This window comes from Streptomyces sp. NPDC107528 (assembly GCF_055639295.1).
In genome coordinates this window covers 122,458-136,356 of the sequence record NZ_JBVKAV010000017.1, presented here as the reverse complement: position 1 = coordinate 136,356, position 13,899 = coordinate 122,458, and the positions used below count along the sequence as shown (strand labels likewise).

Sequence of the window (13,899 nt, the reverse complement as noted above, 5' to 3'; positions counted from 1 at the left end):
GGGTGAACACACCCGGGACGTCGACCCCGCCGCTGGTGGGGTCTGGTGATCATCGCGCTCGCGCAGCTCATGGTCGTCCTGGACGCGACCATCGTGAACATCGCGCTCCCGTCCGCGCGGGAAGACCTCGGGATATCCGACGGCAACCGCCTGGGGGTCCCCCCACGCCTTTAAGGCAGTGGGGGAGGGTGATCACCGCGTACACCCTGGCCTTCGGCGGACTGCTCCTGCTCGGCGGCCGGATCGCCGACCTGGTGGGCCGCAAACGCACCTTCGTCATCGGCCTCGTCGGCTTCGCCGCGGCCTCCGCACTGGGCGGTGCCGCCACCTCGGCCGGCATGCTCTTCGGCGCCCGCGCCCTCCAGGGCGTCTTCGCCGCCGTACTGGCCCCGTCGGCGCTGTCGTTGCTGACGACGACCTTCACCGACCCCAAGGAGCGCGGCAAGGCCTTCGGCATCTACGGGGCCCTGGCCGGCAGCGGAAGCGCGATCGGGTTCATCGTCGGCGGTCTGCTCACCGAGTACCTGGACTGGCGCTGGTGCCTGTACGTCAACGTGCCCATCGCCGTGATCGCCGTCTTCGGCGCGCTGACCCTGCTCAACGACAGCCCGGGCCACGCGGGCGCCCGCCTCGACGTGCCCGGCGTGCTGCTCGGCTGCGGCGGCCTGGTCGCCATCGTCTACGGGTTCGCCGAGGCGGAACGGCGCGGCTGGACCGACCCGCTGGTCCTGACCCTCTTCGTGGTCGGAGCCGGCCTCCTCGCCACGTTCGTCTGGTGGCAGACCAGGGCCCCGGTGCCCCTGCTCCCGCTGCACATCATCAAGGACCGCACCCGCGCCGGCTGCTTCCTCACCATGGCGCTGGCCGTCATCGGGATGTTCGGTCTCTTCCTCTTCATGACCTACTACCTCCAGGTCATCCTCGACTACTCGCCCGTGATGACCGGCCTCGCCTTCCTCCCCCTCACGGTCGCGATCATCACCGGCTCCACCCAGATCGCCGCCCGGCTCCTGGACCATGTGGCGCCGCGCCTCCTCATGGCCCCGGGCGCCCTGCTGGCCGCGATCGGCATGGTGCTCCTGACCAGGCTGACGGTGCACTCCTCCTACGCGAGCGACATCCTGCCCGCCCTCATCCTCATGGGCCTCGGCATGGGCCTGATCTTCATGCCGGTCTTCGCCACGGCGACGGCCGGCGTGGCCCCGCAGGACTCCGGCGTGACCTCCGCGACCATCAACACCTCGCAGCAGGTGGGCGGTTCGATCGGTACGGCCCTGCTCAACACCATCGCCACCACCAGCAGCGCCGCCTACATCACCGCCCACCTGACCGACCCGGCCCGCCGGGCCCTGGTCACCAAGGAGGGCATCGTGCACGGCTACACGGTCGCCATCTGGTGGGCCGCCGCCTTCATGCTGCTGGCCGGTGTGATCGCGGCCCTGATGGTGACGGCGAAACCCCCGAAGCACGGTGCCGCGCAGGAGGCGCAGATCCCGGAGTCGGTGGCCTGACGGCCGCCCCGACCGGCCTCCACAAACGGGGGGAGGGGCCCCACCGGACCGCGGAGCCCCTCCCCCACCCACCGCCCCTGCGGCGCCCGTGTCAGTGCCGCCCGGCCACCCGGTCCGCCACCCGGGCCAGCCGCGACGACTCCCCCGCCCCGCTCACCCGCTCCCGCCGGTCGGCGGCCCGGTAGGTGGCGTACAGGCCCTGCACACCGAGCCACCGCAGCGGCTCCGGCTCCCACTTGCGGACCTTGTGCCCGACCCAGGGCAGGCCGATCAGGTCGGTCTGCAGGCCCTGTCCGGAGTCCAGTTGGACGAGATCGCGGAGCGTGCGCGCGGCGAGGTTGGCGGTGGCCACGCCCGAGCCGACGTAGCCGCCCGCCCAGCCGATCCCCGTCGACCGGTCCAGCGTGACGGTGGCGCACCAGTCGCGCGGTACGCCCAGGACGCCCGACCAGGCGTGGTCGACGCGCACCCCGGCCAGTGCCGGGAAGAACCCGACGAGGATCTCCCGCAGGGCCTCGATGGTCTCGGGCTGCGTGCGGCCGTCATTGTCGGTGCGCGAGCCGAAGCGGTACGGCACCCCGCGCCCGCCCAGCGCGATCCGCCCGTCGGCGGTGCGCTGCGCGTACATGTAGGCGTGCGCCATGTCGCCGAGCGTCTCCAGACCCGCCCAGCCCACCGACTCCCACTGCTCCGGCGACAGCGGCTCGGTGGCGATCATCGACGAGTTCATCGGCAGCCAGGTCCGCCGCTGGCCCTTGAGGCCCGCCGTGAAGCCCTCGGTGCAGCGCAGGACGTAGGGCGCACGGACGGTGCCGTACGGGGTGACCGCGTGCTTGGGCCGGATCTCCGTGACCGGCGTCAGCTCGTGGATCGTCACGCCCAGCGCCTCGACGGCCGCCGCGAGACCCTTGACCAGCTTGACGGGGTGCAGACGCGCGCCGTGCGGCGTCCACGTCGACCCGACGGCGTCGGCCACCCGGATCCGCTCGGCGGTCTCGCGGGCGCCGTACAGCTCGCGGTCCTTCTCGCCGTACGACAGCCCGTGCGCGTGGAACTCCTTCAGTCGCGCCAACTGGGCCGGTGTACGCGCGACTTCGAGCACCCCGCCCTTGTGGATGTCGGCGTCGATGCCCTCTTCCGCGGCGGCCCGTACGACCTCGTCGACGGTGTCGTTCATGGCGCGCTGCAGCCGTACGGCGGCCTCGTGGCCGTGCAGCTTCGCGTACCGGTCGCGGCCCGCGATGCCGTTGTACAGCCAGCCGCCGTTGCGCCCGGAGGCGCCGTAGCCGCAGAACTTCTGTTCCAGGACGGTGATCCGCAGGAAGGGGACGGCCTTCTTGAGGTAGTACGCCGTCCACAGTCCCGTGTACCCGCCGCCGACGATCACCACGTCCGCGGAGGTGTCCCCCGCGAGCGGCTCACGCACCGAGGGGAGGCCGTCGTGCGCGTACCAGAAGGAGATGGCGCCGTTCACGGCACCGTTGACCGAGCTGCTCATGGGAGGACGTTAATTCGCGTGAGCCGATTCCGGGAGCCCAGTAGGGTCCGCGAAGTGATCGACATTCCTCAGGAGCTCGCCGCATCACAGCAGGAGTACAACGGGGAGGCGGGCCGTGCCTTCATCGCCGGGCTGCCGGACCTGACGGCCGCGTTCCTCGACCGCTGGGACCTGACGGTCGACGGACGGCCGATGCACGGGGTCAGCGCCCTGGTCCTCCCCGTGACCCGCCGGGACGGCACCCGGGCCGTGCTGAAGCTGCAACTCCTCGACGAGGAGAGCGAGGGCGAGCCGGTCGCCCTGCGCCTGTGGGACGGCGACGGGGCGGTACGCCTCCTCGACCACGACGAGGCCACCGGCACCATGCTCCTCGAACGCCTCGACTCGTCCCGCATGCTCGCCCACCAGCCGGACATCCACGAGTCGGTCCTGGTCATCGCCCGTCTGCTGGCCCACCTCACGTCCTTCACCGCCCCCGCCGGCCTGCGCCGCCTCGGCGACATCGCGCAGGACATGCTGGAGCAGACGCCCGGGGCGCTGGAGCGCATCCCGGACCCGGAGGCCCGCCGTGTCGTCGCCGACTGCGCAGCCGCCGTACGCGAAGTCGTCGACGAGCCCGGCGACCGCCTCCTGCACTGGGACCTCCACGACGAGAACGTCCTCGCCTCCGCACGCGCCCCCTGGCTCGCCATCGACCCCAAGCCCCTCGCCGGCGACCCGGGCTTCGAACTGTGGCCCGCCCTCGCCAACCGCTTCGACGCCGACGACATCCGCTGGCGCTTCGACGCCATGACCGACGTCCTCGGCCTGGACCGGGCACGCGCGCGTGCATGGACGTACGGCCGGCTTCTGCAGAACTCCCTCTGGGACATCGAGGACGGCCGCCCGCTGGACGAGGAGCAACTGGAAATCGCCAGAAGGCTGCGCCCGCCGCGCGGCTGACCGACCGCGGCCCTCAGCTCACCCACGCGGCAGACGCCGCAACCGCCTTCAGTTCCTGGGCGACCGCGTCACCGATCATCTCGGCGTCACCGGCGCGCAGGTGGCTGACGACGGTGAGGGTGTAGGCGTCGGCGGTGTGCACGAGGCAGAGGTTCGCCGTGCCGGGCGGGGACAGCTGCGGCAGGGGAACGATGCGGGCCAGCGGGCGGCCGTGCAGGCGGCTCGGGTTGTCCCGCCACTTGAACGCGGTGCACAGGCTGGTGGTGAGCTCGGGGCGGGCCAGGCGCTCGGCCATCACCCCGGCCAGCCACGGCACGGTCCGTGCGGCGCCCTTCAGCGCGGGAAGGAACGCGCGGTGGGCGTCGCAGCGGCGGTCGAACCCCGCGACCTCGTCCTGGCACGCCTGCAGCCGCGCCACCGGGGACTCGACGTCGACGGGCAGCGGCATGCGCAGTGCGGTGACTCCGTTGCCGAGTTGGCCCGCGTTCTGGCGGGTCCGCAGGTCGACCGGCACGGTGGCGTAGAGCGGGGTCGGTGCCTTCGGCCAGGTCCGCAGGGGCCCGTAGCAGGCGTGGAGGGCACCGGCGTACGCGCTCAGCAGCAGCTCGTTGAGGGTCGCCCCGCGCCCGCCGGCCGGCTGGCGTCGGGCGGCCCGCATCACCTGCGGGTCGAGCTCGACCACGGCCACCGAGGGCCGCAGGTCGGGCACCGCGGGCAGGGGCTGGCCGGGGAACCCGATGCGCCGCAACTCCCGGTACACCGTGGCGGCTCCGACGCGCGGCCGCTGTCGTACGACCGCGGCGGGGTCCGCCCCGGCCGCGACGCCGGCCCTCGGGGTGACGGCGTCGTCCATCAGCAGCCGGAACAGTGTCTCCAGGGATCTGCCGTCCAGCAGGGCGTGATGGGCGAGCAGCACGATGCCCTGCCGCGTGACCAGCAGCCGCCACAGGGGCCGTTCGGGCGGCAGCAGGTCGCTGACACCGTCGGTGAGCAGGGACCTCAGGTCCTGATCGGTGGCGCTGACGTGCACCCCGGGATCGAACGGCCGGGCCGTCCGCCACCGGTGGCCCGACAGCGCGGCCGGCCCGCCGGGACGCCCGAGCACCAGGCTCATCCGGTCCAGCCCGCCCCACCGGTCGCGGACCCGGGACCGCACCTGCGCCAGGTCGAACGGCTCACCGGGAAACACCGCGGCGATACCGATCGTCCCCGGCATTCCGTTGCGCAGGTGCCCTTCCTCGACAGCGGTCAGCCGCATGTTCCACAACCTCTCGTGCTCTCGTGATCAACCGCGGGGTGAGTCGAACACGACAGTGGCGTTGTGACCGCCGAAGGCGAAGCTGTTGCTGAGCACCGGCCCGTCCAGGATCTTGCGCGGCTCACCGGTGACCACGTCCAGTTCGCACCGGGGATCCAGCCGCGTCAGATGGGCGGTCGGAGGCGCGAGCCCTTCCCGCACGGACACCGCCGTGATCACGGCCTCCAGCGCTCCCGCCAGCCCGAGCCCGTGCCCGGTCACCGCCTTGGGCGCGGTGACCGGCACCGCACGGGGGCCGAACAGGGCCGCGATGGCCTGCGCTTCCGCGAGGTCGTTCAGCTCGGTGCCGGTGCCGTGCGCGTTGACGTGGGTGACGGCGTCGGCCGTCGTACCGGCGTCGGCGAGCGCCTGCTCCATGCACGCCCGCGCCCCCGCCCCGTCGGGATGCGGTGCCGTGAGGTGGTGGGCGTCGGAGGTACGTCCGTATCCGGTCAGCGTGGCGTAGATCCGGGCGCCCCGCGCGCGGGCGAGGTCCAGCCGCTCCAGCACCAGGAACGCCGCCCCCTCCGCGAGGACGAAACCGCGTCGCCCGATGTCGAACGGCCGTGACGCGGAAGCGGGATCGTCGCTCTCGGTGACCATGGCGCCGGACCGCCCGAAGGCCAGCGCGGTCGTGGGCGTCAGCGGGCTGTCATGGCCCCCTGCCACCACCACGTCCGCGCACCCCGCCCGGATCATCTGCATCGCCTCACCCACCGCATGCGTGCCCGAGGCACAGGCGGTGGAGATCGTCAGGCTGGGCCCGGTGATGCGGAGGCGGGCACTGATCCAGTACGCGCCCGCGTTGTTCATCAGCCGGGGCGCGTAGAGCACGTCGGGATGCCCGATGCCGTTCTCCTGGCTGATCACCCCGCCGTACCCGGTACCGGTGACCACCGCCCGCCGCCCGGGACCGACATGCAGCCCCCCGGCGTCCTCGACGGCGTCCACGGCCGCGCACACGGCCAGCTGCACCGACCGGTCCGCCCGCCGTACCTCCTTGGGCGCGAGGTAGCCCGTGGGGTCGAAGTCGGTCATCGGGCAGGCGGGGTAGCGGACCGCGCCCTCGTCGTCGAACGCGTGCAGCCGCGTAGCCGAACGGCGCTGTACGAGGCTCTCCCAGAGCGCCGCCGGGCTCGCTCCGGCCCCGCAGCGGACTCCCAGGCCGGTGACGGCGACCGCGGGTCGGCCGGTCATCGGGCGAGGGTGTTGCGGGCGTCAGGGGTACGCATCCGCACGATGAGGTCGGCGACATCACCCACGGTGGACACCGCGGCCTTGTCGGTCCCCCGCAGGGACACCCCGAACAACTCCTCCGACGCCGCCTCCAGTTCGGTGATGTCCAGGCTGTCGGCTCCCAGGTCGGCGACCAGCCGGGCCTGCGGGACCACCGCCTCCGGCGGCACCGACATCACCCGCGCGCACAGCGGGCGCAGCGCTTCCCATACATCGCCGTGTTCCGCTACGCCGCCGTGTTCCGCTTCCATGCAACTGCCTCCATCTCCTGGTGCCGTCAGGGCACTGACGGCGTCGCCGTCCGGGCCCATGTCTCGAACTCCGTGACGACCGCCTCCGCGAGCCGTCCCGCGTCGTTCGGGCGCAGGTTGCACACCACGGTGAGCGTGAACGCGTCCCCCGCCTGGGCCAGGGTCAGGCTGGCGGTGCCCGGGTACTGCAGGGGCGGCAGCCCGACCGTGCGCACCAGCCGGCGGCCCTGGAAGGTGCTCGGTCCGCCCGGCCACTTCATGGCCGTGGTCGCGGTCGCCGCGAAGCAGGAGTGCCGGCTGCGGCCGGCCAGGAACCTGGTGACCCAGGAGCCCGTCCGGCGAACCGCTTCTGCGGCGGGGAACAGCACGTTCGCGTGGACGGCGGCCCGGTCGGGGACGGTGGCCATCGCGGCCTGACACGCCCGCAGCCGCGCCACGGGACCGTCCACGTCGACGGGCAGCGGCACCCGGACCACCGTGAGGGTGTTCCCGAGTTCCCCCGTGTTCGCCCGACTGCGCAGGTCACACGGGACGGCCGTGTAGACGGGCTCGTCCCGCTGCCGCCACCGCCGCACCGGACCGTACTGCGCCCGCAGCGCCCCGGCCACGGCGCCCACCAGCAGTTCGTTCAGCGTCGCGCCTCGGCCGTCGGCCGGCTGCCTGCGTGCGGATCGGACCGTGTGCGCGGGCAGTTCCGTCACCGCGACCGAGGAGCACGTCTGCCCCGGCAGCCGCATCGGCAGGGCCTGCCCCGCGGCCGTCATCGTCCTGAGCTCACGCCCCGCCATCAGCAGCCCGGTCCGCGCGAGGGGCACCGACCGGGCCGGCTCCCGCGCCGCCACGGGGCCGTCCATCAACGAGCGCAACAGCGTCGCCAGGGAACGCCCGTCCAGCAGCGCGTGCTGGGCCACGAGCGCCAGGGCGAAGTCACCGCCGTGCGTCGCGTCCGGAACGACGAAGAGCCGCCACGGCGGCACCCCGCCGGCGAGCGGCCGGTCCACAATCTCCGCCCACAGGTCGTCCAACTTGTGCCGCGCCACGGCGACATGCGCGACGGGATCGAACGGCCCCGGTACGACCCACCGCATCCGCCCGGGCCGGCCGAACGGCCCCTGCCGTGCCGCAGCGCCGGCGCCCTCCGGACCGTCGAGCACGCAGTTCATCCGCTCCAGACGCGCCCACCGCTCGGCGACACGGGCCCGCACCTGATCCACGTCGGGCTGCTCGCCGGAGAGGACCACCGCCAGGCCGATGACGCCCGGACACCCGTTGAACAGCAGCATCTCGTCGGCGTAGGACAGTCTCATGCGGTCTCTCCGGCTCGTAGTCCAAACGCCCGCCCCGTGATGGAGCGGGCGTCGAACCGAACTCTTCGTACGGTCTACTTGAGCGCTCCGCTGTTGCAGCCCATGTCCGAGCCGAGGTGGCTGGGCTGCGCGCCCGGGGAGCCTTCGCCGTTGAGGGCGTTGCCCAGCGCGCCGTTGATGAGACCGAGGCTGCCGAGGACGTCGATGTTCATGTCGTGCGAGCGGCACTCGATGCCCTGCGTGATGTCGACGTCGTGAGCCCGCCCCTCACCGTGGGCGACGGCAGTGCCGACACCGAAGGAGCCGACACTGCCGAGGACGGCGCCCATGAGGGCGACCTTCTGAAGCTTGCGCATTTCTTCTCCGTTGGTCGAGCGGAAGTGGGGGTGCAGCAAAACGCTGTGGAACGGTGGAGACTTACGGAACGGCTGTCAGCCGAGCCGGGGCAGACCCAGCTGGCCCACCGGAGGCGCCGCGACCTGGCCGAGGCCGAGCCCGGGCACCTGCGGAGCGCTGGCCGGCGAGATCAGCGGGTTGATGAGCGGGTTCACCTCAGGGTTCACCTGCGGGTTCACCTGCGGCGCGACCTTCGGCGCGGGCTCCGGGTTGAAGACCTGCGGAGCGGAGACCTGCGGAGCGACCTGCGGCATCACCTGCGGCGCCGTCTGCGGGGTGACCTGCGGCACGACCTGCGGAACGGACGGCTGCGCGGCGGCCGGCGCCGAGGACTGCGGCGAGCCGGAGGCCTGCGCGTAGCCGCCCGAGGTGGCCGAGGCGGAGGCGTAACCGCTCTGCTGCTGCGGGGCCGGAGCGGGCGCCGGGGCAGGCGCCGGGGGCGCGTAGTGAGGTGCCGGCTGCGGACGCGTGACCTGGGCGGTGCCCGTCGACCTGGTCACCGCCGTCGCCTGCGGAGCGCTCTGCTGGGGCGGCGCGTAATGCGGAGCCGGCGCGGGTGCGTACTGGGGCGCCGCGTACTGCGGGGCGGGCGCCGGGGCGTACTGCGGTGCCTGGTACTGAGGAGCGGGCGCCGGAGCGTACTGGGGCGCCGCGTACTGGGGAGGAGGCGCCGGAGCGTACTGAGGCGCCTGATACTCAGGAGCGGGCGCCGGAGCACCGCTGTACCCGACGGGATAGTCGGCGGCCTCGCTGACGCCGGCGCCGATGGCGGTCAGACCGCCGGCCGCTGCTACGACGAGCGCGGCCTTGTGAAGCTTGCGCATGGAACCCTCGGCCCTTCATTACCTGTACAGGGAAATCCGTTGTATTCAGTGCAGTCATGCGTGCGCTCAGTCTGATATTCGTACTGCGCCCTTACAGGGGTAATGCCTGAGCTGTCATGTGGACTTCACGCCGGAGCAGGCAGCGGATCCCGTTGCCTCTCTCTGATTCCAGGACGCTGCCCTCTCTCAGCTGGCAACGACTTTTCTCCGGCCAGGTCACGGGATCGGGATTTCCGTCACTCCATTGCCATCGATCCGATAAAAGGCTCTGCGGCTTGTCGACGAATAACACCCTCTGGCAAACGGGTGACCACGCCCCGACTCACGTGACCGGCCCCGCATTTGGCTCGTTCCCCCCACAGGGTCAGAGCGGTGGTCCATCGCAGCCGCATTTCCATACGTTCCAAGCACAGGTCAATGAAGGGCCGGGGTTCCATGCGCAAGCTTCATCAGGTCGCGCTCGTCGTAGCAGCAGCCAGTGGTCTGTCGGCCATCGGAGTCGCGCCCAGCGTCGCCGGCGACGTACCCCTCGGGTACGGCGGTGCTCCGGCACCCGCTGGACAGCCGGACACCCAGGCCGCCTCGTGGACCCGCTCGCAGGCGACCGCGCAGTCCTCCAACTCGCCGACCCCGCACCGGCAGGCGGCCCCGGCTCCGCAGCGCGGCGCCGAAGTCAGCCCGCAGGTCAACCCCCAACTGAGCCCGAAGATCAGCCCGCAGGTCAACCAGCAGCCCGCCGCGGCGCCGGCCGGCCCGCTGGAGCAGGCCAACCTGTTCCGTCCGTACCAGGAATGCAGCCCGCAGTCCGTGCTGAACGCGGCCGTCCCGGTCGCCGTCCTCGCGGCCGCCGAGACCCGCGGCGTCGACTGCGACCAGGCCAACAGCCAGGCGAACTCCTTCGCCCACGCCCAGTCGCGCTAGGGCGCGCGGCTCGGGGGACTCAACGAGCCGCTGTGACCAGGACTTTCACTTCACGCCACGGTTGGCGATGCGGCTTCCGGGTGCTTCTGCCACGAGATCACGAGCCCCGGCGTGCCTCCGGGACATAACGGGATACTTCGTATTAATCTTCCGTAACTGTACGAAGTCGATCTCGCACAGATCGCACCCACCTCACTCCACCGGAGATGACATGCACAAGCTTCGCAAGGCTGCCGTCGTGGCCGTTGCCATCGGCACCGTCGGACTCCTGGGCGCCGGGACGGCCACCGCTGACGGCCACGGCGGCAAGGACGGCGGCAAGTTCAGCGTCCTGCAGAGCTCCAACTGCAAGTCGCACGACCTGAACCTCGACGTCCTCGGCCAGGTCGGCGTCCTCAACGGCCTGCTGGGCAGCGCGCTCAACGGCGAGGGCGACCCGGGCGCGCAGGACACGCACCTGGGCTCGTCGATGGGCTGCAACAACAGCGCCTTCTGATCCAGGCACTGACGGTCGCCTAGTCGACCGAAGCGGGAAACAGATCCCGGTACCGAGCCTCAGGCCCGGTACCGGGACTCTTTTTCGTGTCACGCATATGCGCCGCAATTATCCCCGAATTCTCCCGGCCACCTTACAACAATATGAATTTACTATCCATCGGCCAAGATGGTGAGACTTTCCCCGATTCGGCGTGCCGCCCATTTCTGCGAAATATTTCCTATTAGCCTCCGTAACTGTTCGAAGTCGATCTCCCAGAGATCGCACCCACTCCACTCCACCGGAGATGAATATGCACAAGCTCCACAAGGCCGCCGTCCTGGTCGCCGCTCTCGGGAGCGTCGGACTCCTGGGCGCCGGCGTCGCCCACGCCGACGGAGGCGGCTGGGGCCAGAAGGACAAGGGCACGGGCTCGAGCTTCAGCGTCCTGCAGAGCAGCAACTGCAAGTCGCACGACGCCAACGTGGACATCCTCGGCCAGGTCGGCATCGCGAACGGCCTGGGCGGCAACCTGCTGAACGGCGAGGGCAACCCCGGCACGCAGGAGACCGGCCTGGGCTCGTCCATGGGCTGCAGCAACACCGTCGGCGGCAAGTGACGTAGCGCCGCACGCCTCCCCCGGTGCCCCGGCCCCAGGCCGGGGCACCGGTCTTTTCCCGGCCGGGCACGGCCCCGGAAAGAACGAAATGCCGGACCGGGCTCATGCCCGGTCCGGCATCGTGTGCTCGCGCCTCGTAAAGCGCGCCTCAGAAGTCGAATTTGGGGATCTTGACGCCCTTGGGCAGCTCCGCCCGGTTGTTGCATTCCACTACCGGCCCGCTCGTGGTGGACCCGCCCTCCAGCATGTGGTCCTCGGGGAGCGTGAAGCGCGGACGCTCCGTCGTCGAGCAGTCGTGCTTCTGCTTGACGACGTAGCCGTTGCGCTTGTCGTCGCGGACGACCTCGCTCTTCTTGACGCAGACGATGTCCCCCTGCGCGGTGAGCGTGCAGGCACCCTTGGAGTCGTCGTCGGCATACGCCGGCGCGGCACCGCTGTAGATCACGGCGAGAGCCCCGAGGATCCCCGAGACGGTTGCGATCTTCTGTCGACCGGTCATGTACGGCGTTCCTTTGCAAGGAGAAGGTCGGATACGGAAACTGCTGCAGCCCGGACGCGCACCCTGATGGGTCTGCCGCGCGTCCGGGCTGCATTTGCTAAGGGTGTTGTCCAGCACACCGTCGAAAACAGCTCGATCCGGTCCAGGAGCAGGGGTTCGGATCGCGCGATATGCATAACGGTGTTCCGACGGATTTCGATGCGCCCGTCGCGACGCTCCGAGGCGATGCCCTAAGGGGCCGACTGCGGCTCGCAGTTGGGAGCCGCCCGCCCCGCGGTGGTCACGACGACATTCGCAGTGCCCTGAAACTCGCGCACCGAACCCTCGGGACTTTCTTACTGAGCGGCGTACGGAGCGGAGTACTCGCCGTAGCCGTACTCCGGCGCGGCGGCCTTGGGAGCGGCCTCCGGCGCGACCTGCGGAGCAGCCTCCGGAGCGGCGTGCGGGGCAGCCTGCGCCTTGTCGGCCGGAGCACCCCACGTGGCAACGGCGTTGGCCGTCGACGTGGACACAGCGGAGACGATCTGACCGTCAAAGCCGTCGCCCTCGTGAGCGAAGGCACTGCCGGCGGCACCGAAGGCGGACAGTCCTGCGACCGCTGCGGCTACGACCGCAACGCGCTGAAACCTGCGCATAGTTTGACCCTTTCTTCCCGGGCACGAAGCCCTGGTTGACTACTTAATGTGAGCATATACAAACGAACCGTAGCAATTTGGGACCTTTAGTCCTTCCTTGTGTCGTGTCGGCATACGAAACGGCGGATGGCCGGACCGGGTTGACCCGGTCCGGCCATCCGCCGTTTGAAGCTCAGCCCAGGATGCGGGAAAGCAGCGGGCTGGCGTCGCTCGCGTCATTGGTGTCGGCGGCCGGCACGGGCGCCATTTCGGCACAGGTGATGTGGGGGCCGATCCGCGTCTGCCCGTTGGACAGAAGGCCGGGAGTGGGCAGGGTCAAGGGCTGGGTGGGCTGGCAGTTCACCGACCGGCGGACGATGAACCCGTCACCCTCGGGGGTCTGCCCCTGGACCTGCTGGGTGCAGATGATGTTGCCCTGGGAGTCGAGCGAGCAGACGCCCGGGCCCGCCGCGTGAGCCTGGCCGGCGCCGAGACAGGTCATGGCAAGGCCACCGAGAAGCCCGGTGACAGCCGCGATCTTCTTTCCGTTGAACATGTGTTGCGTCTCCTTTTGCGGGGGGGTGCCCGAGCGCAATACACCGCGGAACCGGCCGCGCCGTGCCCTCGGGAAATCGGAGATACGGGCCACCGCGTCCGGTCCATGTCGCGGACGTTCGGGGCCGTTTCGCTTACGAAGTGAAGGACCGACCAGAGGGTGACTGGTCCTCGGGGGACCAACCGCTCATCGGTGCGCCGGAGTTCAGGACAGCAGCGAACGCATACGGGCCCAGGGAGCGGCCTCGCGCTCCGGGCAGCGGCACATGAACGGGCCCCCTCGGGGGTGACCCCGAAGGGGCCCGCGGAAGGCGTCGCGCACGACTATGCCGCCGACCTCAGCCAGTGAAAGCGTTGTTGAACTGGCCGCAAGTGGTGTCGAAGGTCTCGGACAGACCGAGCACCGCGACCGGGATAGAGGCCTCGCCAACCGTCTGCGGGCTGCACTCCTGGTAGGGGCGGTAGAGGTCGGACACGCTCGGCCCGCTCTCGTAGGCGACACCGGTACCGGCACCGATGGCGGACAGGCCGCCGGCCGCCGCTGCGACGATCATGACCTGGTGAAGCTTGCGCATGGAACCCTCGGTTTTCATTACATGTACATTGAGGCTGATTGCCTACTGTGACTGAACGAACACTAGCAGTAGCGATGCTAATCCACGTTTGGGCATGTCCCGTGTCCCAGAGGGGACATGAGGGTGTTCGAAGGTGCATTCGCGGACCGGTGAAGTCGCTCGGCGGGCGAATGAAATGAGGGGATGAAAAACAAACCGCGGGGCGGTGTCATCGACAACCGCCCCGCTGATTGAGCCCCCTGTCGGATTCGAACCGACGACCTGCTGTTTACAAGACAGCCGCTCTGGACCAGCTGAGCTAAGGAGGCCTGCGCGCTGTCACGCACGCGCCCGTGCAGTGTACCCAGGTTCCGAGTGGCCCCTGTCGAAAATTTCCGCG

The 13,899-nt window shown here is 70.5% G+C and carries 15 protein-coding genes, 1 tRNA gene and 1 pseudogene; 5 read left to right on the top strand and 12 right to left on the bottom strand.

Features of this window, described 5'->3' with window-relative positions; translation table 11 throughout:
- Positions 1-24: 24 nt before the first annotated feature.
- A pseudogene (locus ACZ7L5_RS41385) lies at positions 25-1,511 on the top strand (MFS transporter); the annotation flags it as partial.
- Between the two features lie 91 nt (positions 1,512-1,602).
- Here ACZ7L5_RS41385 and ACZ7L5_RS41380 read toward each other — a convergent pair.
- A complete protein-coding gene (locus tag ACZ7L5_RS41380; protein WP_471523792.1) occupies positions 1,603-3,009 on the bottom strand; it encodes an NAD(P)/FAD-dependent oxidoreductase in 1,407 nt (468 codons plus the stop codon).
- A gap of 18 nt (positions 3,010-3,027) precedes the next feature.
- Here ACZ7L5_RS41380 and ACZ7L5_RS41375 point away from each other — a divergent pair, with 18 nt between their 5' ends.
- A complete protein-coding gene (locus ACZ7L5_RS41375) occupies positions 3,028-3,951 on the top strand; it encodes an aminoglycoside phosphotransferase family protein (RefSeq protein ID WP_471523790.1) in 924 nt (307 codons plus the stop codon).
- 13 nt (positions 3,952-3,964) lie between these two features.
- On the opposite strand, the gene ACZ7L5_RS41370 is transcribed toward ACZ7L5_RS41375, so the two are convergent.
- The 6 genes from ACZ7L5_RS41370 to ACZ7L5_RS41345 form a co-directional block, all read right to left on the bottom strand.
- A complete protein-coding gene (locus ACZ7L5_RS41370; RefSeq protein ID WP_471523788.1) occupies positions 3,965-5,209 on the bottom strand; it encodes a wax ester/triacylglycerol synthase domain-containing protein in 1,245 nt (414 codons plus the stop codon).
- Between the two features lie 27 nt (positions 5,210-5,236).
- Positions 5,237-6,445: a beta-ketoacyl-[acyl-carrier-protein] synthase family protein gene (locus ACZ7L5_RS41365; protein WP_471523786.1), complete on the bottom strand. Its 1,209-nt coding sequence runs from the start codon at positions 6,443-6,445 to the stop codon at positions 5,237-5,239.
- Entirely contained in the window at positions 6,442-6,735 is a 294-nt protein-coding gene (locus ACZ7L5_RS41360) for an acyl carrier protein (protein WP_362388271.1), read from the bottom strand. The genes ACZ7L5_RS41365 and ACZ7L5_RS41360 overlap by 4 nt, the downstream gene beginning before the upstream one ends.
- Positions 6,736-6,761: 26 nt before the next feature.
- Complete coding sequence (locus ACZ7L5_RS41355; RefSeq protein WP_471523784.1) at positions 6,762-8,042, bottom strand: wax ester/triacylglycerol synthase domain-containing protein; 1,281 nt, start codon at positions 8,040-8,042, stop codon at positions 6,762-6,764.
- A 74-nt stretch (positions 8,043-8,116) separates the two neighbouring features.
- The gene (locus ACZ7L5_RS41350; protein WP_328426784.1) at positions 8,117-8,398 is read right to left on the bottom strand and encodes a hypothetical protein; all 282 of its coding nucleotides are present in this window, start codon (positions 8,396-8,398) and stop codon (positions 8,117-8,119) included.
- 75 nt (positions 8,399-8,473) lie between these two features.
- Positions 8,474-9,262 carry a hypothetical protein gene (locus tag ACZ7L5_RS41345; protein WP_471523782.1) on the bottom strand — a complete coding sequence of 263 codons (789 nt, stop codon included), beginning with the start codon at positions 9,260-9,262 and terminating at the stop codon, positions 8,474-8,476.
- Between the two features lie 435 nt (positions 9,263-9,697).
- Between ACZ7L5_RS41345 and ACZ7L5_RS41340 the strand changes: the two genes are divergently transcribed.
- The 3 genes from ACZ7L5_RS41340 to ACZ7L5_RS41330 all read left to right on the top strand — a co-directional run bounded on the left by ACZ7L5_RS41340 (position 9,698) and on the right by ACZ7L5_RS41330 (position 11,277).
- Positions 9,698-10,183, top strand: coding sequence for a hypothetical protein (locus ACZ7L5_RS41340; protein ID WP_471523780.1), 486 nt, complete (start codon positions 9,698-9,700; stop codon positions 10,181-10,183).
- A gap of 211 nt (positions 10,184-10,394) precedes the next feature.
- On the top strand, positions 10,395-10,679 hold the full coding sequence (locus ACZ7L5_RS41335) for a hypothetical protein (RefSeq protein WP_384191804.1): 285 nt from the start codon (positions 10,395-10,397) through the stop codon (positions 10,677-10,679).
- Between the two features lie 292 nt (positions 10,680-10,971).
- Positions 10,972-11,277, top strand: coding sequence for a hypothetical protein (locus ACZ7L5_RS41330; RefSeq protein WP_328880821.1), 306 nt, complete (start codon positions 10,972-10,974; stop codon positions 11,275-11,277).
- 148 nt (positions 11,278-11,425) lie between these two features.
- On the opposite strand, the gene ACZ7L5_RS41325 is transcribed toward ACZ7L5_RS41330, so the two are convergent.
- The 5 genes from ACZ7L5_RS41325 to ACZ7L5_RS41305 all read right to left on the bottom strand — a co-directional run bounded on the left by ACZ7L5_RS41325 (position 11,426) and on the right by ACZ7L5_RS41305 (position 13,828).
- Entirely contained in the window at positions 11,426-11,776 is a 351-nt protein-coding gene (locus tag ACZ7L5_RS41325) for a hypothetical protein (protein WP_471523778.1), read from the bottom strand.
- 335 nt (positions 11,777-12,111) lie between these two features.
- A complete protein-coding gene (locus tag ACZ7L5_RS41320; RefSeq protein WP_328880819.1) occupies positions 12,112-12,411 on the bottom strand; it encodes a hypothetical protein in 300 nt (99 codons plus the stop codon).
- A gap of 172 nt (positions 12,412-12,583) precedes the next feature.
- Positions 12,584-12,946 carry a hypothetical protein gene (locus ACZ7L5_RS41315; RefSeq protein WP_471523776.1) on the bottom strand — a complete coding sequence of 121 codons (363 nt, stop codon included), beginning with the start codon at positions 12,944-12,946 and terminating at the stop codon, positions 12,584-12,586.
- Between the two features lie 337 nt (positions 12,947-13,283).
- On the bottom strand, positions 13,284-13,520 hold the full coding sequence (locus ACZ7L5_RS41310; RefSeq protein WP_328426772.1) for a hypothetical protein: 237 nt from the start codon (positions 13,518-13,520) through the stop codon (positions 13,284-13,286).
- Between the two features lie 233 nt (positions 13,521-13,753).
- Positions 13,754-13,828: transfer RNA gene (locus ACZ7L5_RS41305), tRNA-Thr, on the bottom strand.
- Positions 13,829-13,899 lie beyond the last annotated feature (71 nt).